The organism is Saccharopolyspora mangrovi, assembly GCF_035320975.1.
In the GTDB taxonomy this organism is placed as follows: Bacteria; Actinomycetota; Actinomycetes; order Mycobacteriales; family Pseudonocardiaceae; genus Saccharopolyspora; species Saccharopolyspora mangrovi.
This window is the reverse complement of sequence record NZ_JAWLNX010000001.1, coordinates 428,639-446,022: the sequence shown is the minus strand read 5'-3', so window position 1 is coordinate 446,022 and position 17,384 is coordinate 428,639. Positions and strand designations below refer to the sequence as shown.

Genomic DNA, 17,384 nt, shown 5'->3' with positions numbered 1-17,384 from the left:
TCGAACTAGCGGGAGTGTTCCCCTTGTCTTCGTTGCTTTACCGGCTGGGGCGGGCAGTGGTCCGCGGTCGAGCCTGGGTGCTGGTCGCGTGGTTAGCCCTGCTCGCGGTGCTCGGAACGGGTGCCGCGCTCTTCCAGCAGGGCATGGAGACGGAACTGGCGATCCCCGGCTCCGAGTCGCAGGACACGCTCGACCACCTCAACAACGTCTTCCCCCAGATGAGTGGCTCCAGCGCCCAGCTCGTGGCCACCACACCGCCCGGTGAGCGCATCGACTCCCCGGAGGGACGCGAGGCCATCGACGCCTTGATCCACCGGGTCGAGGGCCAGGAGGGCGTGACGGCGGTGATGAACCCGCTGTCGGACATGGTGAAGAACCAGGTCTCCGCCGACGGCGACACCGCGCTGATCACCGTGCAGCTCAGCTACGCCGCGACCTCGGTGCCGGAGTCGGTGAAGAACAGCCTCCTGTCCGAAGCCGACGCGCTGGAGCGCCAGCTCGGCCCCGGTAGCGAGGTGCACGCCGGCGGCTCGATCTTCGCCGTCAACATGCCCGCCGTCGGCGCCACCGAAGCCGTCGGCGTCGTCGTGGCGCTGCTGGTGCTCATGCTGATGCTGCGATCGCTGGTGGGCGCGGTCATGCCGCTGATCACCGCGCTGATCGGCGTCGGCGTGTCGATGACCATCGTCCTGCTGTCCACCGCGTTCGTCACCGTCTCCTCGGCCGCACCGATGCTGGGCCTGATGCTCGGTCTCGCGGTCGGCATCGACTACTCGCTGTTCATCGTCTCCAGACACCGGGAACAGCTCGGTGAAGGCCTCGACGTCTCCGAATCGATCGCGCGCTCGGTGGCCACCGCCGGATCTGCGGTGATCTTCGCGGGCGTCACCGTGATCATCGCGCTGCTCGCGCTGGCCGTCCCCGGCATCCCGTTCCTGACCGTGATGGGCATCCTCGCCGGTGTTTCGATCGCCGTCGGCGTGGCCGCGTCTCTGACCGTCATCCCGGCGCTGCTCAGCTTCGCCGGAGAACGACTGCGCCCCAAGCGCCCCCGCGCCAAGCGCACCACCCGCCCGCGCACCAAGTTCAGCCTGCGCTGGGTTCGCGCGGTCACCAAGGCGCCGCTGCTGACCATCGTGGTCGTCGTCGCCGGGCTCGGCATCTGCACACTTCCTGCCGCCGACCTGCGGCTTTCGGTTCCCGACGCCGGTGCGCAGGCCGTGGGGACCCCGGCGCGCGACACCTACGACGCCGTCGCCGCGCAGTTCGGCCCCGGCTACAACGCTCCGCTGATCGTCACCACCGACGTCATCGGCACCAAGGACCCGCTCGGCCAGGTCAACGGCATGGCCGACGAGATCCGCGCGCTGCCCGGCGTCGCGGCGGTGCCGATGGCCACCCCGAACGAGACCATCGACACCGGCATCATCCAGGTCATCCCCACCGCCGGCGGTGAGTCGCAGTCCACCGAAGACCTGGTGCACCGGCTGCGCGACCTCAGCCCGCACTTCGAGCAGAAGTACGGCGCGGGCATCGCCGTCACCGGCATGACCGCCATCGGCATCGACCTGTCCGAGAAGCTCAGCGACGCGCTGCTGCCCTTCGGCGTCATCGTCGTCGGGCTGACCCTCGTGCTGCTGGCGATGGTGTTCCGCTCGGTGTGGGTGCCGGTCAAGGCCGCGCTGGGATACCTGCTGTCGGTCGGCGCGACGTTCGGCGCCACGGCGTTCGTGTTCAACCAGGGCCACCTGGCCGAACAGCTCAACATCACCCACGTCGGCGGCGTGATCAGCTTCCTGCCGCTGCTGCTGATGGCGATCCTGTTCGGCCTGGCGATGGACTACGAGGTGTTCCTGGTTTCGCGCATGCGCGAGGACTACACCCACAACCGCGACGCCAAGCGCGCCATCGAAGCGGGGTTCTCCAACGTCTCGCCGGTCGTGGTCGCCGCCGCGGTCATCATGATCTCGGTGTTCGCCGCGTTCGTCCCGCACGGCGACTCCAACATCAAGCCGATCGCCTTCGGGCTCGCCGTCGGCGTGTTCGTCGACGCCTTCATCGTGCGCATGACGCTGGTGCCCGCTGTGATGGCGCTGCTCGGCGACCGCGCCTGGTGGCTGCCGAAGTGGTTGTCGCGCAAGCTGCCCGCACTCGACGTCGAGGGCGAAGCACTCGAGCACGAGCTGCGGCTGGCCAACTGGCCCGGCAACGACGAGGTGGTCAGCGCGCGCGGCTTCGGCGTCCGCGACGACCGCGACGAGCCGATCTTCGAAGGCGTGCGGATCGCGCTGCGACCCGGTGGCGTGCTGGCGGTGCAGGGCGATGACGACGACCTGTCGTCGGCGATGCTGCACGCGCTCGGCGGACGGCTCAGCGGTGTGCAGGGCGACGTGCGCGTGCTGGGCCTGCTGCTGCCGCAGCGCGCCCGCGCCGTCCGCTCCAACACCGCGCTGGTGCGCTGCCGCGACAGCCAAGCCCCGGCCGCCGAGATCGCCTCGGCCCTGTCCGAGGGCGTGCGGCTGGTGCTCATCGACGAGCTCGACGCGGTCGCCGACACCGAGCAGCGCCGCGAGATCTCCCGGCTGCTCGCGCAAGCATCCACATCGGACGGTGACCCGGTGGCCTTCGTGGTCACCCATCAGAACCCGAGCCTGGTCTCCGGTCTGCTGCCGGAGAACCGGCTGAGCACCATGCGGCTTTCCGCGCGGCCGGCCGCCCCCGCGTTCGCCGGCCGCCTCCTGGAGGTTTGAGGGACATGCTGAACCCGTTCACGCACGCGAGCAGGCGCGCAGGCGGCTCGGTCGGCTGGCGCACCTGGACCGGCTTAGTCCTCGTGCCGGTGCTCATCGTCGGAGTGCTGGCCTGGGCGTTCTGGGCGCCGATGTCGCAGCACGGCGCTGCCAAGGTCGCCGTGGTCAACAACGACGAACCCACCACCATCGACGGCCAGATGGCGCCGCTCGGCCGCGAGATGGCCGCGAAGCTGGTCAACAACACCGAGTCCGGCTACTCGTGGGAGATGACCGACACCGACGACGCCGAGTCGGGCCTGAGCGAAGGCCGCTACTCGGCCGCGGTGGTGATCCCGCCGGAGTTCTCCCGCAACACCGCCTCGGCCATGACCGGCGAACCGCTCGACGCCACCCGCGCCGGGATCCAGGTGCGGACCTCGCCGATCGCGGCCCCCGCCGACGCCGCCGCCGTCTCGGCAGCGGCCCGGCAGAGCGTGTCGGTGTTCAACCGGCAGATCCTGGAGCAGCTGCTCGACGGCTTCTACGGCGGCTTCACGCAGATGCACGAGCAGCTCGGCACCGCCGTCGACGGCGCCAACAAGCTCGCCGACGGCAGCGGACAGCTCGCCGACGGTGTCGGTCAGCTCTCCGACGGCGTCGGTCAGCTGACCGGTGGGACCGGGCAGCTCGCCCAAGGCGGCAACCAGCTCGCCGACGGGACCGAGCAGCTCGCGGGCGGGGTCTCGCAGCTCTCCGGGGGTCTGACGCAGCTGCACCAGCAGATCGAGCAGATGCCGGCGCAGACCCAGCAGCTCGCCGACGGCGCCAAGCAGGTCGCGGCCGGGAACCGGCAGATGGCCAACACCTTCACGCCGCTCGCCGACCAGATCCTGACCGTCACCGACCAGATCCCGACCGAGTCCAGCACGCTCGACACCCTGCAGAAGCTGCTCGCCCAGTGCCCGCCGGAAGGCACCACCGTCGACCTGTGCAAGGGGCTGCGCGCCGAGGTCGACCGGCTCAGCCAGCAGGAGGGCGCGCTGGACTCCATCAAGGAGCGGATCCAGAAGCCCGCGCGCGACATGCGCGACGGCATGCAGGGCCTGGCCCACGGTTCCGAGCAGGTCGCGCAGGGCAACCAGATGCTCGCCGACAAGTCCGGTGAGCTCGTCGCCGGCGTCGGCCAGCTCGCCCAGGGCGGGCAGCAGCTCGACGGCGGCGCGCACCAGCTCTCCGGCGGAGCGCGGCAGCTCGCCGACGGGCTCAACCAGTTCAACGGCGCATCGCAGCAGCTCGGCACGGGTGTTCAGGCGCTGGCCGACGGCAGCAGGCAGGTCGCTGACGGCAACCGCCAGTTCGCCGAGCAGATGGCGCCGGCGGGGGAGAAGCTGCCCAGCTACACCGACGCCGAGCGCCAGCACCTCAAGACCGTTGCCGCGAGCCCGGCCGCGCTGGAGTCGAGCCTGCCGGGCTTCGGCAAGTCGCTGATCGCGCTGCTGGTGGCCATCGCGTTCTGGACCGCCGCGCTGGGCGTTTACGCGGTGACCAGGGCTGTTCCGGCCGACGCCGCGACCTCGCGCAAGTCCACCTGGAGGCTGGTGCTCGGCGCGGTGCTGCCGGGCGTTGCCGTCGCCGGGATCGGATCGGTGCTGGTGAGCACGGTTCTGGCGCCGTTCCTGGGACTCGGGCTCGGCGGCTGGGCGGCGTTCACCGGTGTGACGCTGCTGGCCGCGCTGACGTTCGTGGCGGTCAACCAGGCGCTGATCGCGGTGTTCGGCAGCATCGGGCGGATCATCTCGATCGCGGTCCTGGTGCTGGCCGCGGCGACGGGCGTGGTGTCCACGGTGCCCGGGTTCCTCCGCGAGCTCAGCGGAGTCCTGCCGACGCAGGGTGCGGTGCAGGCGCTTTCGGCGATCGTCACCGGCAGCGGTGGCGCCGCGGGCGGGATCCTGCAGCTCATCACCTGGCTGGTCGCGGGAGTTCTGGTCTTCGCCCTGGCGGTGGACCGGGCCCGCGTCGTCCCCTCCCGCCAGTTCCGCCGCCGACCCACCCCGGGACCCCGTCCGGCCTGGTGACCCGCCGGGACGAAGTCCACGGCCCTACCAGGCCTTCCGTCTCGGCGCACCCGGATTACCGCCGTAATCGGTGTTCGGATTACGGCGGTAATCAGGGTGGTCGACGGATTACCGCAGTAATCGGGGACCTGAATACGGCGGTAATCGGGTCGCCCCGTCAGGACAGGAGCTTGCGGAGGAACTTGTTGCCGAAGCCGTACTGGACGAGGCCGTCGAGGTTGCGGATCGTCTTGTCGGTGTAGGGGAACCAGACGCTCTCGGCCTTCGGTGAGCCGCGGGTCAGCAGGATCGGCTGCGGGTGGGTGAAGCCGCGCAGCGAGTCCAGACCGTTGACCTGGCCGACGCCGCTGTTCTTGCGGCCGCCGAAGGGGGCCTCCGGGACGCCGTAGATGACCGCGGCGTCGTTGTGCACGACCGAACCCGTGGTCAGCTGCGCACCGATGCGCTCCGCCTTGGCGGCGTCGCGGGTGAAAACGCTGCCGCCGAGCCCGTACTGGCAGTCGTTGGCCAGCCGGATGGCCTCGTCCTCGTCGCGCACTCGCATCACGGTGGCGATCGGACCGAAGGTCTCCTCGGTCATCAGCTCCATGTCGTGGGTGGCGTTGACCACGACCGTGGGCTGGAAGTACAGCCCGTCGCCGTCCACCCGGGAACCGCCGACCAGCACCTCGGCGCCCTTGCTCCTGGCGTCCTCGACGTGCCCGCTGACCACGTCCATCTGCTTGTCGAAGAACAGCGGCCCGACGTCGCCGTCCACCGAACCGCAGCGCAGCGCGGCGACCTTGTCCTTGAGCAGCCGGATGAACTCGTCGGCGACGGATTCCACGACGTAGATCCGCTCGACGCTCAGGCACACCTGCCCGGAGTTGAACATCGACAGGTACGCCGCGCCCGAGGCGGCCCGCTCCAGGTCGGCGTCGTCGCAGACGATCATCGCGTCCTTGCCGCCCAGCTCCAAGGTGTAGGGCTTGAGCGACTTCGCGCAGGCCGAGGCGATGCTGCGACCGGTGCCGACGCTGCCGGTGAACGAAATCTTGTCGACGTCGCCCTCCACCAGGGCCGCGCCGGTCTCGCCGTCGCCGTGCACGCACTGCACGACGTCGGCCGGCACACCCGCTTCGCGCAGCACGTCCACCGCCAGCTCACCGGAGCGCGGGGTGACCTCGGACGGCTTGAGCACCACCGAGTTGCCCGCGAGCAGCGCTTGCACGACCGGGTTCAGCGACAGCACGAACGGCGCGTTCCACGGGGTGATCACCCCGACCACACCCAGCGGCTGGTACTTGATGCGCAGCTTCTTCATCGGCAGCAGGTACCCGTGCAGCCTGCGCTTCTCGTCGCGCAGGTCCTTCGGTGCGCGCTTGCACCAGAAGTTGACGAAGTCGCAGGCCGGCACGACCTCGATCGTCAGCGCCTCAGCCCGGGGCTTTCCGGTTTCGGCGCGCACCTGCTCGACGATCTCGTCGCGGCGCCGGACCAGCACGTCCACGGCGTTGCGCAGGATCCGGGCGCGCTCGGCGACGGGACGCGCGGCCCACTCGGCCTGGGCGCCGCGGGCGCGTTTGATCGCGGCGTCGACCTCGGCCTTGGTGCTGATCTCCAGGTCGCCGACGTGGTGGCGGTCCACCGGGCTGTCCAGGCGGATCCGGCGCCGTCCGTCCTCAGTGGCCGGTTGCGGCTGCACGATTGCCATGCGGGTTCCTTCACTCGTAGGTGACTTGCCAGTGCTTGATGCCGTTGATGAAGCTGGAGCGCAGCCGCTCCGGCTCGGAGACCTGCCGCAGGTTCGGCAGCACGTCGGCGATCGCGTTGAAGATCAGGTCCAGTTGCAGCCGGGCCAGGTTCGCGCCCACGCAGTAGTGCGCGCCGGTGCCGCCGAAGCCCAAGTGCGGGTTGGGGTCTCGCAGCACGTCGAAGCGGAACGGGTCGTCGAAGACGTCCTCGTCGAAGTTCGCCGAGCTGTAGAACAGCGCCACCCGCTCGCCCTCGCGGATGAGCTGGCCGCCGATCTCGACGTCGGCGGTGGCGGTGCGCTGGAACGAGGTCACCGGGGTGGCCCAGCGGACGATCTCGTCGGGCGCGGTCGACGGCCGCCGCTCCCGGTAGATCTCCCACTGCTCGGGGTGGTCGACGAAGGCCTTCATGCCGTGCGTGGTGGCGTTGCGGGTGGTCTCGTTGCCCGCGACCGACAGCAGGATCACGAAGAACCCGAACTCGTCGGAGCTCAGCGAGTGCCCGTCGACGTCGGCGGTGACCAGCTTGGAGACGATGTCGTCCATCGGGCACGCGCGCTTCTGCTCGGCCATCGTCATCGCGTAGCCGAGCACCTCGGCGGAGGCGGCGACCGGATCGCCGAACTCCGGGTCGTCGAAGTTGAGCATCTGGTTGGACCAGTCGAAGAGGTTCTTGCGGTCCTCCTGCGGCACGCCCAGCAGCTCGGCGATGGCCTGCAGCGGGAGTTCGCAGGCGACCTGCTCGACGAAGTCGCCGCCGCCCTGCTCGCGCGCGTCGCGCACGATCTGCTCGGCCCGTTCGGTCAGCGCCGCGCGCAGGTTCTCCACGGCGCGCGGGGTGAACCCCTTGTTGATGATGCCGCGGATCTTGGTGTGCTTCGGCGGATCCATGTTGATCAGCATCGTGCGGATCGCCTCGAAGGCTTCCGGCGTGGTGTAGCCGGGGAAGCGGATGATCGCGTTGTTGGCCTCGGAGGAGTAGAGCTTCGGGTCGCGGGAGATCGTCCGGATGTCGGCGTGCTTGCTGATCACCCAGAACCCGCCGTCGTCGTAGGGCGCGTCCATGCCGTCGGTCTGCGCGTTCCACCAGACCGGCGCGGTCGCGCGCAGCGAGGTGAACTCCTCGACTGGGGTCCGCTGGGCCCACAGCTCGGGATCGGAGAAGTCGAGTCCGGCCGGGATCGTCGGGTCAGGCACCGTTGCCTCCTCGCGGATCGCGGGGGTTGAGCGCACCCGGCTTGCCGGAGCGCGTCATACAGACATACCGTAGATGTATGATTGTCCGCAGGCAATGGGCTGCGTCCCAGGTCCGCTCGGCCATACTCGAGTCATGAAACGACCGGCGTGGAACGGTGCGCCGCCGCGTGACGGCGAGGAGGCCAAGGCCCGCATCATCGACGCGGCCATGCGGTGCATCGACCGGCACGGGCCGGGCAAGACGAGCCTGTCGGACGTCGCGTCCGAGCTGGGCGTCATCCGCCAGACCGTCTACCGCTACTTCCCGAGCACCGAGGAGCTGTTCATAGCGGTCGGCTTCGCCGCGCTCAACAGCTTCCTGGAGCGGCTGGTCGCCCACCTCGCCGGACGTCGCGATCCCGCCGACGTCGTGGTCGAGGCGATGGCCTACGCCATCGAGGAAGTGCCGAAAGACCCCTACCTGGGCCTCTTCCTGGACCTCGGCCGCCCGGACGCCTTCTCGCGCGGTGCCACCTCGACCCGCGCCTTCGACGCCTGCAGGCTCGCCTTCGCCCGCACCGACGTCGACTGGGACGAGCTCGGCTTCTCCGGCGACGAGCTCACCGAGCTGCTGGAGTTCCTGCTGCGCGTGCTCCTGTCGTTCGCCAACGACCCGCTCCCGGGACGGAACGGTGCCGATCTCCGCGCTTTCCTGCGCCGCTGGGTGACCCCGGCGATCATGGCCCCAACACCGGCCACCTAGCTTGCGGTGACTGGTCTCGGGACCGTACGTTGCGGACACGTCGAGGAACGGACCAGGTATGGACCAGGACAAGCGCGAGCCCTGGGCGGTGCAGGTCGGTGCGCAGAAGATCCTCGCCGCCGAGGACATGCGGGACTACGCGATCTTCGCGTTGGACGCCGAGGGCAACGTGGCCAGCTGGAACCCCGGGGCCGCCAGGCTCGGCGGTTACGACTCGCACGAGGTCATCGGACGCCACTTCTCGGTGTTCTACCCGTCCGAGCAGGTCGATGTCGGCTACCCCGACTGGGAGTTGCGGCAGGCCGCCGACAACGGGTTCTTCATCGACCGCGGCTGGCGGGTTCGCAAGGACGGCAGCCGGTACTGGGCGCACGTGGTGATCGCCGCGCAGCGCACTCCCGACGGTGACCTCGACGGGTTCATCAAGGTGGTGCGCAACGAGAGCGAGTCCTCCGCCCGCGTCGAGCGGACCAAGCGGAGGATGGCCGACCTGTTCGAGATCGCGCCCGCCGGCATCGCGCTGCTCGACGACCACGGCCGGTTCCTCGACGCCAACGGTGCGCTCTGCGACCTGCTCGGCTACCGGCTCGAGGAGCTGATCGGGCTCCGCGACGTCGAGGTCATCGAGCCCACCGACACCGGCGGCGCTCTGATCGGCGGCATCAGCCACTCCACCGGCGACCTGCTCGTCCCGCACCGGGTGCTGGCCCGCTCCGACGGGTCGCCGGTGCCCTGCCAGGTGCACGCCGCCGCGTCGGTCCGCGACGACGGCAGCCGCAGCTGGCTGGTCACCTTCCACGACATCACCGAGCAGCTCGCGCGCGCCATGACCCTGCGCTACCAGGCCACCCACGACGATCTCACCGGGCTGCTGAACCGCCGGGGGTTCCAGGAGCGGCTCGCCGAGCTGTTGCCCCGGGCCAAGCCCGGCGGCCTCGCGGTGCTGTTCTGCGACCTGCACAACTTCAAGCGGGTCAACGACGCGCTCGGCCACGAGGCCGGGGACGAGCTCCTGTCCGCGGTCGCCAAACGGCTGCTCGCCGAACTCCCCACGCGCTGCGAAGCCGCCCGCTTCTACGGCGACGAGTTCGTGATCCTGTGCCGGGACGTCGACGGCGACCGCGACCTGGAGTCGCTCACCAACAGCGTCGCCGAGCTGTTCCAGATGACCGTTCCGCTGCGTCGCAGGCAGGTCCAGGTCAAGGCGTCGATCGGCATCAAGTCGGTCGAGCACGGCGGCACCGATGTGGTGGAGCTGCTGCGCTCCGCGGAGTCGGCGATGCTCGACGCCCGGGTGCGCGGGCAGGCCCGCTCGGGAACCGACCACGACCAGCTCACGCTGGAGCAGCACCTGCGCGAGGCCATCGCCCGCGACGAGGTCGGCGTCCACTACCAGCCGATCATCGACAACCACGGCGACGTGGTGATCGCCGAGGCGCTGCTGCGGTGGCACCACCCCGACCTGGGCCCGCTCACGCCCGACGTGGTGCTCGCGGTCGCCTCGCGCGGCGCCATGCTCGCCGAGCTCGACGCCTGCGTGCTGCGCGCGGCCCTGCGCGAGGCGGTGACCTGGAAGCGCCCCGGCCGCGTCCCGGTGAAGGTGGCGGTGAACCTGTCCGGGCTGCGGCCCGAGCAACCGGGTTTCGCCGATGTGGTGCGCTCGATGATCCGCGAGTCCGGCGCCGAACCGACCGATCTCGTGCTGGAGATGGTGGAGACGGTGTTCGCGCAGCTCGAACCGGAGCAGCGGCAGGAGATGAACGACCTCGTCGCCGACGGGGTGCAGTTCGCCGTCGACGACTTCGGGACGGGTTACTCGTCGCTGGCGGTGCTCAAGGAGCTGCCGACGCAGATCATCAAGCTGGACCGGATGTTCGTCGCGGGCGTCGGTGAAGATCCCGATGACCTCGGGATCGCGCGCGCCATGACCGAACTCGCCCGCACCCTCGGCCGGATGTGCATCGCGGAGGGCGTGGAAACCGCTGCGCAGCACCAACTCCTCCGCGCGGTGTCGGTCGACGCCTACCAGGGCTACTACTTCTCCCGCCCGATCCCGCCGGAGGAGTTCCGCGACTACCTCGCAGGCGGCTGAGGCTGCGCTGAAAGGCGTTGGCGCAGCACGCGGCGCCGATGTCGGACATCCCCATGTCGACACCGGCGCCGCTTCCACCCCCTCAGAGTGGTCCTTCCACCGGACGCGCGTCGGCGCCGGGCATCCCCGTTCCGACGCCGACGCACGTCCTTCCCTCTCGCAGTGGCTCTCCTTCGGCGGTGCGCCGGTGCCGGGAAGCCCCCGTACCGGCACCGGCGCACGCCTTCCCCCTCGCAGTGGTCCGCTCCGAAACACCTTCACTCGGAAGCGTCTCACCCGAAGCTTTCTTCCCAGGCTCCTTCTTCTGTGAAGGTTTCTTCTCTGAATTTTTCTTCTTAGAAAGATATCGACAGGGAAGAATCGTCGCAAGAACCCAACGTGTTGTGTGACTCAGATCACTAAAAGGCCCATGCGACTACGCGGAAAGAGGGGCTGCGCCCTGCGGAAATGCGGAAGGGTAACCGTGCGGATTGGACGCGCCGGCCTGAGCGCGGGAGCCGACCGCTCGCGCCAGGAGGGGGACTGGCGTCCAGCCAGGCTCAGTGGCGGGTGCGCACGTCCCACTGCGCGGTGGGGAGTGGCAGCGGGCGCCCGTCGGCCTGGGGGTCAGGGCTTTTGCGCCGTCGCCGGGCGCGTCCAATCCGCACGGCTCGGTCCTCGGCTGCTAGCGCCGGAGCGCGAGCCGCGGACCGATGGACACCTCCCGGGTACCAGTTGACATCTTGCCAAGAAGAAACTAGCAAACGTAATTCTGGCGGACAAGGTAATTCTTCGTGAGAAACATTCGGAACTCAGCCAACTCCCGTGCCTGACCGCGTGAAAATCCCTGCTCATGGCCGGGATTTCGGGAACACGCGCCACCACTGGAGGCCGGTGTCGTCCCGCTCGCCGTGATCGAGCAACGGGCACCGGCTGCAGCGAGCGGGCGTCTCCTCCGCCCAAGTCGTCCAGTGCTGGGTCACCCGCGGAAGTGGACGACAGCAGCACCCGGAACCCCCGCGAAACCGAACGCCAGACGCCACGAGCTCGGGAAATGTGACTGTGGACGCACGGGTGGGCCGCGCCAACCTACGGGTGCGTAACCTGCTCAAATGGCTGAAATCGTCTATCCGCCCGTCATCTTGGCGGCGAAGGCCATGTTCCGCGTGCTGGACAACCGGCTGCGTGTGACAGGCACCGAGCACATCCCCCGCACCGGAGGCGCGGTGATCGCCTGCAACCACGTCAGCTACCTCGACTTCATCTTCTGCGGGCTGGGCGCGCAGCCCGCCAAGCGGCTCGTGCGCTTCATGGCCAAGAAGGAGGTCTTCGACAACAAGATCGCCGGGCCCTTGATGCGCGGCATGCACCACATCCCGGTGGACCGGGAAGCCGGACGCGACTCCTACGACGAGGCGGTTCGCCGGCTGCGCGCGGGAGAGGTCGTCGGCGTCTTCCCGGAGGCGACCATCAGCCGGTCGTTCACCGTCAAACCCATCAAGTCCGGCGCGGTCCGGATGGCCGCCGAAGCCGGTGTGCCCGTCGTGCCGATGGCGCTGTGGGGCACGCACCGGCTGTGGACCAAGAGCAGGCCGCGCACGCTGACCAAGCGCCACGTGCCGATCGACATCCACGCGGGCGAGCCGTTCTGGCCCACCCCGCAGGACGATCCGGAGGCGCTCACCGAAGACCTCCGCTCCCGCATGTCGAAGATCCTCGACGACCTGCAGGCCGGCTACCCCGAGAAGCCCGCGGACGAGGACGAGCGCTGGTGGCTGCCCGCCCACCTCGGCGGCACCGCCCCCACCCCCGAAGAAGCGGCGATCCTCGACAGCCGCCCCAAGGCGGACTAGCGCTGGAGCCGGTCACCGACGGCTTCGGTGACCGGCCGTCGCGTCTCAGAACGAGTAGTCGACGTTGGCCATGTGGGCGTTGCCGCTGCGGACTCGGACCTCGACCATCGACGCGGTGTTCTTGGGCCACCTGATCTCGCCCATGCCGCGCGTGCCGCACCCCAGCGACTGCCACTTCTCCGGGTTGGAGGCCTTGCCCATCCGAGCCGCGACGCACGCGTACTGGTTGGTGTCGGCCTGCACGTTCCAGGTGATCCGGAGCTTGCCGTCCCAGTCGCTGGCCGGGCTCGTGTAGGAGCACTCCTTCGAAACCGGCCCCCACTTGCCGGGGAACCCGCTCGTCCGGCTCTTGCAGATCGCCGCGGACGCCGGGGCCGCGAAGAAACTCGCCGAGAGCACCGACAACAGCACGGCCATCATCAGCGCGGTGAAGGTCTTCTTCATCTGAGCACACTCGCTTTCGCTGAACGGTCGAGATCGCGCAGCGGCCAGGATCGCCGCCGGTGAACCCGACGTTGTCCAGCGCGGAGAAGACCAGCAACCGAGAACCGATGTCCGCAGCCGAGGAGCTTTGTCCGCGGCCAAAGCAAATGGCTGTCAGGCCAGCTCAGGCCGCTACCAGGTCACCGGCAAGGAGGTGACTCCGCCGGTGATGGTCGGGCGGACCTCCAGGTCGTCCAGTCCCTTGGCCAGGCGCAGGTCGGGAAGGCGCCGGGCCAAAGTTTCGAAGACGATCCGCAGTTCGGTGCGGGCGAGGCTGGCGCCGATGCAGAAGTGCGCGCCGTGCCCGAATCCCAGGTGGGTGCGCTCCGCGCGGTCCGGGTCGAAGGTCTCGGCGTCCGCGTAGGCGGATTCGTCGCGGTTCGCCGAGTTCACCGACAGGATCACCGCCTCGCCGCGCCGGATCGTCACGTCGGCGACCTCGACGTCGGTGTGCGCGTAGCGCAGCAGCCCGAGGTCGCCCGGCGCGCCCAGCCGCATGATCTCCTCGACCGTGCGGTTGACCCGCCCACCCGGGTCGGCGGTCAGCGACTTCCAGTGCTCAGGCCGGGTGAGCAGGAACAGGGTGCCGAGGCCGATCCGGTTGACCGTGGTCTCGTGACCGGCGAAGAGCAGTCCGACGCACAGCCGGATCATCTCCTCGTAGTCGTAGTCCGCGTCGTCGTCCTGGGCGCGCACGAGGTCGGAGATGACGTCTTCGCCCAGGTCCTCGCGCTTGGACTCGGCCAGGCCGGTCATGTAGGCGTTGAACTCGGCCCGCGCCCGGTGCGGGTCGTCGTCGTCCGCCAGCGTCGCCATCCGGGTCGACAGCGAGTGGAACAGCTCGCGGTCGCCCTCCGGGACGCCGAGCAGCTGGCAGATGACCGCGACCGGCAGCGGGAAGGCGAGCCCGGCGTGCAGGTCGACGACGTCACCGGCTTCGCGCTCGGCGATCAGCTGGTCGATGTAGCCGTCGACCAGCTGCTGCACGTGATCGGCGAGCATCCGCATCCGCTTGGCCGAGAACGCCGGCGTCAGCAGCCGGCGCATGCGGGTGTGGTCGGCTTCCTCGGTCTCGTGGTCGCCGGTCGGGCCGTCCTGCACCGCGGCGGTCGACACGCGCGAGGCCCGCTCCGGATCGGGGTGGGAGCGGCCGAGTCGCTTGTCGCTCAACAGCGCCCTGACCTCGTCGAACCGCGTGACGAGCCAGGCCGGGTCGCCTGCCGGGGTGGTGACCGGCGCGACCGGCGCCTCCCTTCGCAGCACCTCGTAGAGCGGAGCGAGATCGAGCACGTTCGGCCTCTCGAAGGGCAGCTGCGGTCGCTCGGCGACAGAACTCATGGCACTCCTTTATTTGGCAGTCACTGCCAATAATGTTGCGCCGACTAAGGTGTGTCAACACGGACCCGGCGAGCCCGAGGGAGGTCGCAGTGGCCGAACGCCCACGCCGTGGCCGCCCTCCGGCGAGCGACCGGCAGAAGCAGCAGCAACGCCTCGACATCTCCCGCCACGCGGTGGCGTTGTTCCGCGAGCACGGGGTGGCAGCGACCTCCGGTGAGCAGATCGCCCGCGCCGCGGGCATCTCCGAGCGCACGTTGTGGCGCTGCTTCCGCAGCAAGGAGGCCTGCGTCGAACCGCTGCTGTCGAAGTCGATCGACGCCTTCCAAGCCGTGCTGCGCAGCTGGCCGCCCGAGCTCGACCTCGCCGAGCACCTGCGCGCCGCCTACACGCCGGTGCTCGACTCGGGTGAGGACATCGAGGCGGTCCTCGCCGTCATCCGCATGACCCACGACGAACCCGCCCTGCGCGCCGCCTACCTCGTGCTGCGGGAACGCGCCGAACCGGCCTTCGCCGAAGTCCTCGCCGACCGCATGGGCATGCCCGCCGACAGCCTCGAAGTCCGCATGCAAGCAGCGGCGACCAGCGCAGCCCTCCGCGAAGCCACCGACGACCTCGTCGCCACGGCCACCGCCGACGGCATCCCCCCAGCGGTCCTCCAGGAGCACCGCGAACACGTCGCAGACGCCCTCCGCCGCCTCACCCACCCACCAGCACCCTCGGTCTAGCGGCCCGATGAGTTCCGCCCCGCCGCGCGGTCTGCACAGGTGAACGCGTCCGCACGAGATCGAGACGAGGTGCCATGAACGCGCACGAGGTGGAACAGGACCAGGTGAGCGCCGCCCTGACCGTCGCGCTGCCCGCCGAGCGAGTGTTCGCGGTGCTGGCGGATCCGACGGCGCATCCGACGATCGACGGCACCGGCTGGGTGCAGCAACCCGTCGATCGGGCACCGCTGACGGAGGTCGGGCAGATCTTCAGGATGGACATGTACCACCCCGACGCCCGAGACGGCGACTACCAGGTGGCCAACGAGGTCCACGTGCTCGACGCACCGCGCGCCATCGGATGGATGACGGGGCACGACCCCGGAGGCGACGGTCGCCTGGAGTTCGGCGGCTGGTTCTGGCGCTACGACCTCTCACCGCTGGGCCCGTCCACGACGAAGATCACGCTCACCTACGACTGGTCCGCGGTGCCCGGCACCATCCGCGAATACCTCCACTTCCCGCCGTTCGCGCCGGACCACCTCGCCAACTCCCTGCACCACCTCGCCGACCTCGCCACCCGGACACCACACGCGCGAACCGACCCCGGCTGAGCGCTCCGGTCGAATCACGCCTCTTGCTGGAGGAATTCCTCCGCGCGTCGGTAGCTTCGCCGCGAAGGACCGATTCGCCGAGGAGCTCGATGATCCTGCTGACCGCGATGGCCGCGTCCCGGAAGCCGGGCGCCGTCCCGACCGCGCCCTCGGTCCGGAGCCTCGTCGGACACCTGCGCCGCCGTGGCGAGGACGTTCGCGTGCTGGTACCGGAATCCGAGGCGCACGGCTGGCCCGATGACGTTCCCGTGCACCTCGGGCCGGTGACCGATCCGGCGGCGTTCGCAGCTGCGGCGTCCGGTGCCGACCGGGTGTTCTTGGCCGGTCTGGTCGGTGAGTCGCTCTCCTCGTTGCGCATGCTCACCGATGCGCTGGTCACGGGCGGGATCCGTCGGGTCGTGGTGCTGGGCTCGCACGGTTCCGATTTCGAGGACGAGATCTCGGAGGAGACCTGGCAGTGGTCGGCTTTCGAGCGCTGCCTGGAGGTTCGCGGGATTGGATGGGTGCGCCTGCGGCCGACTGCGGTGATGGCCAACGCGAGCGTCGGTGGCTACCCGATCCCGGGTTCCGCTGCGGTGGAGGCGGTCAGGTTGCGCGGGGAGGTCCACGAGCACTTCCCGGACTCGCCGTACGCGTTCATCCACGAAGACGATCTCGCCGAGATCGCGGCAACGCTGCTGCTCGACGACGTGCATCGCGGGACGGTCGACGTGAGCGGGACTGCTGTCACCGCGCGCGAGCGACTAGCCGCGCTCAACTCCGCGCTCGGCACGGATGCGCGGATCGTGGAGCTGTCGGCTGAACAGGCCGCGGACAGGTGGCGGCATGAGGGCGGCCCGAGGACACGATCGAGGTGATGCTCTACGCCCTGCCCGCCTTCGCCGCCCAACCCCGCAATCCCACCTTGCTCGAGCAGGAGGAAATGGCCCGCACCCTGCTCGGCCGAGCTCCTCGCACGTTCCGGCAATGGGCGAGCGCGCTCACCGACACGGCTGCGAACGACTAGGCGACTCCAGAGAGCCCCTGCTCGTCTCGCCAAACCGGAGTTGTGGAAGTCGAGGCCTCGCGCCCGCCTTCGGCCCGCGTGCCAGGTGACCGTGGTTCGCGATCCGTACGCCGATCTGCGTACGTCAGGTGCCGCGCTCGTGTGGACGACGCTGCGGGGTTCCGCACCGCATCCTCTTCAGCAACAGATCCGCGGCATCGCCGCCGTGATCGCCGAACCGGTTCGCGGAGCGCTCGGCGAACCCGACCCCTCCGGGAGCGTCCATGACCGCCACCAAGCAGACCCGAACCCGAGGCCGGCTCTCCGCACGCGCGCGGCGCGCCGTGCTCCTGCTGCACGTCGTCGCCGGTGTGGGCTGGTTCGGCATCGCCGCGGTGACGTTCGTGCTCACCGTGGCCGCGCTGACCCGGCCCGACGCCGCGATCGTCGGCTACGAGTTCCACGAACTGCTCATCGGTTCCCTCGCCCGTCCGGCTTCGCTCATCACCTTGGGCACCGGGCTCGTCCTCGCCGTCGGCACCAAGTGGGGGATCGCGAGGTACTACTGGCCGCTGGTCAAGCTGGTCCTGGTCGTCGCCACGATCTCGATCACCGCCAGCCTCACGCCCGGCTGGATCGCCACCGCTTCGCGTCTCCCGGGCAGCCCGTTCACCAGTGAGGTCGCCGACGCGCAGATCAACCTCATCGGCATGGCGGTGTTCCACGTCCTGGCGATCGGCGCTGCCACCTGGCTCTCGATCTACAAACCCGGGGGCCGCACGCGCTGGAGCCCGCGCGCCCGGCGCCTAGCGGTGTAGGGGCCGCCGCTGACCAGCGAGTTCGTGGTCAGCGGCGGC

Annotated in this window: 14 protein-coding genes; 10 read left to right on the top strand and 4 right to left on the bottom strand. The window is 69.7% G+C overall.

Features of this window, described 5'->3' with window-relative positions; translation table 11 throughout:
* The first annotated feature begins 23 nt into the window (after positions 1 to 23).
* Both R4I43_RS02220 and R4I43_RS02215 read left to right on the top strand, forming a co-directional pair.
* Entirely contained in the window at positions 24 to 2,750 is a 2,727-nt protein-coding gene (locus R4I43_RS02220) for an MMPL family transporter (RefSeq protein ID WP_324263772.1), read from the top strand.
* A 5-nt stretch (positions 2,751 to 2,755) separates the two neighbouring features.
* Positions 2,756 to 4,807, top strand: coding sequence for a YhgE/Pip domain-containing protein (locus R4I43_RS02215; protein ID WP_324263771.1), 2,052 nt, complete (start codon positions 2,756 to 2,758; stop codon positions 4,805 to 4,807).
* 157 nt (positions 4,808 to 4,964) lie between these two features.
* Here the strand turns inward: R4I43_RS02215 and R4I43_RS02210 are convergent, their stop codons facing one another.
* Together R4I43_RS02210 and R4I43_RS02205 are read right to left on the bottom strand one after the other, a co-directional pair.
* Positions 4,965 to 6,500 (bottom strand): aldehyde dehydrogenase family protein, encoded by a 1,536-nt coding sequence (locus tag R4I43_RS02210; RefSeq protein WP_324263770.1) that lies wholly within the window; start codon positions 6,498 to 6,500, stop codon positions 4,965 to 4,967.
* Between the two features lie 10 nt (positions 6,501 to 6,510).
* The gene (locus tag R4I43_RS02205) at positions 6,511 to 7,737 is read right to left on the bottom strand and encodes a cytochrome P450 (RefSeq protein WP_324263769.1); all 1,227 of its coding nucleotides are present in this window, start codon (positions 7,735 to 7,737) and stop codon (positions 6,511 to 6,513) included.
* 133 nt (positions 7,738 to 7,870) lie between these two features.
* On the opposite strand from R4I43_RS02205, the gene R4I43_RS02200 reads away from it, so the two are divergent.
* From R4I43_RS02200 to R4I43_RS02190, 3 genes are all read left to right on the top strand, one after another.
* Positions 7,871 to 8,479 carry a TetR/AcrR family transcriptional regulator gene (locus R4I43_RS02200; RefSeq protein WP_324263768.1) on the top strand — a complete coding sequence of 203 codons (609 nt, stop codon included), beginning with the start codon at positions 7,871 to 7,873 and terminating at the stop codon, positions 8,477 to 8,479.
* Positions 8,480 to 8,537: 58 nt separating this feature from the next.
* Complete coding sequence (locus R4I43_RS02195) at positions 8,538 to 10,571, top strand: putative bifunctional diguanylate cyclase/phosphodiesterase (protein WP_324263767.1); 2,034 nt, start codon at positions 8,538 to 8,540, stop codon at positions 10,569 to 10,571.
* 1,091 nt (positions 10,572 to 11,662) lie between these two features.
* A complete protein-coding gene (locus tag R4I43_RS02190) occupies positions 11,663 to 12,403 on the top strand; it encodes a lysophospholipid acyltransferase family protein (protein ID WP_324263766.1) in 741 nt (246 codons plus the stop codon).
* 45 nt (positions 12,404 to 12,448) lie between these two features.
* Here the strand turns inward: R4I43_RS02190 and R4I43_RS02185 are convergent, their stop codons facing one another.
* The gene (locus R4I43_RS02185) at positions 12,449 to 12,847 is read right to left on the bottom strand and encodes a hypothetical protein (protein ID WP_324263765.1); all 399 of its coding nucleotides are present in this window, start codon (positions 12,845 to 12,847) and stop codon (positions 12,449 to 12,451) included.
* 171 nt (positions 12,848 to 13,018) lie between these two features.
* Positions 13,019 to 14,224: a cytochrome P450 gene (locus R4I43_RS02180; protein WP_324263764.1), complete on the bottom strand. Its 1,206-nt coding sequence runs from the start codon at positions 14,222 to 14,224 to the stop codon at positions 13,019 to 13,021.
* Between the two features lie 89 nt (positions 14,225 to 14,313).
* On the opposite strand from R4I43_RS02180, the gene R4I43_RS02175 reads away from it, so the two are divergent.
* The 5 genes from R4I43_RS02175 to R4I43_RS02155 all read left to right on the top strand — a co-directional run bounded on the left by R4I43_RS02175 (position 14,314) and on the right by R4I43_RS02155 (position 17,345).
* On the top strand, positions 14,314 to 14,949 hold the full coding sequence (locus tag R4I43_RS02175; protein ID WP_324263763.1) for a TetR/AcrR family transcriptional regulator: 636 nt from the start codon (positions 14,314 to 14,316) through the stop codon (positions 14,947 to 14,949).
* A gap of 74 nt (positions 14,950 to 15,023) precedes the next feature.
* A complete protein-coding gene (locus R4I43_RS02170) occupies positions 15,024 to 15,542 on the top strand; it encodes an SRPBCC family protein (protein WP_324263762.1) in 519 nt (172 codons plus the stop codon).
* An 89-nt stretch (positions 15,543 to 15,631) separates the two neighbouring features.
* Positions 15,632 to 16,399 carry an SDR family oxidoreductase gene (locus R4I43_RS02165; protein ID WP_324263761.1) on the top strand — a complete coding sequence of 256 codons (768 nt, stop codon included), beginning with the start codon at positions 15,632 to 15,634 and terminating at the stop codon, positions 16,397 to 16,399.
* Positions 16,399 to 16,548 (top strand): hypothetical protein, encoded by a 150-nt coding sequence (locus R4I43_RS02160; RefSeq protein WP_324263760.1) that lies wholly within the window; start codon positions 16,399 to 16,401, stop codon positions 16,546 to 16,548. The genes R4I43_RS02165 and R4I43_RS02160 overlap by 1 nt, the downstream gene beginning before the upstream one ends.
* Before the next feature lie 263 nt (positions 16,549 to 16,811).
* The gene (locus tag R4I43_RS02155) at positions 16,812 to 17,345 is read left to right on the top strand and encodes a hypothetical protein (RefSeq protein WP_324263759.1); all 534 of its coding nucleotides are present in this window, start codon (positions 16,812 to 16,814) and stop codon (positions 17,343 to 17,345) included.
* The last annotated feature ends 39 nt before the right edge of the window (positions 17,346 to 17,384 follow it).

Bases quoted from the DNA above. Each gene is read 5' to 3' on its own strand.
- R4I43_RS02215 (WP_324263771.1), top strand. From the start codon at position 2,756: ATGCTGAACCCGTTCACGCACGCGAGCAGGCGCGCAGGCGGCTCGGTC.
- R4I43_RS02210 (WP_324263770.1), bottom strand. From the start codon at position 6,500: ATGGCAATCGTGCAGCCGCAACCGGCCACTGAGGACGGACGGCGCCGG.
- R4I43_RS02200 (WP_324263768.1), top strand. From the start codon at position 7,871: ATGAAACGACCGGCGTGGAACGGTGCGCCGCCGCGTGACGGCGAGGAG.
- R4I43_RS02195 (WP_324263767.1), top strand. From the start codon at position 8,538: ATGGACCAGGACAAGCGCGAGCCCTGGGCGGTGCAGGTCGGTGCGCAG.
- R4I43_RS02190 (WP_324263766.1), top strand. From the start codon at position 11,663: ATGGCTGAAATCGTCTATCCGCCCGTCATCTTGGCGGCGAAGGCCATG.
- R4I43_RS02185 (WP_324263765.1), bottom strand. From the start codon at position 12,847: ATGAAGAAGACCTTCACCGCGCTGATGATGGCCGTGCTGTTGTCGGTG.
- R4I43_RS02180 (WP_324263764.1), bottom strand. From the start codon at position 14,224: ATGAGTTCTGTCGCCGAGCGACCGCAGCTGCCCTTCGAGAGGCCGAAC.
- R4I43_RS02170 (WP_324263762.1), top strand. From the start codon at position 15,024: ATGAACGCGCACGAGGTGGAACAGGACCAGGTGAGCGCCGCCCTGACC.
- R4I43_RS02165 (WP_324263761.1), top strand. From the start codon at position 15,632: ATGATCCTGCTGACCGCGATGGCCGCGTCCCGGAAGCCGGGCGCCGTC.
- R4I43_RS02160 (WP_324263760.1), top strand. From the start codon at position 16,399: ATGCTCTACGCCCTGCCCGCCTTCGCCGCCCAACCCCGCAATCCCACC.
- R4I43_RS02155 (WP_324263759.1), top strand. From the start codon at position 16,812: ATGACCGCCACCAAGCAGACCCGAACCCGAGGCCGGCTCTCCGCACGC.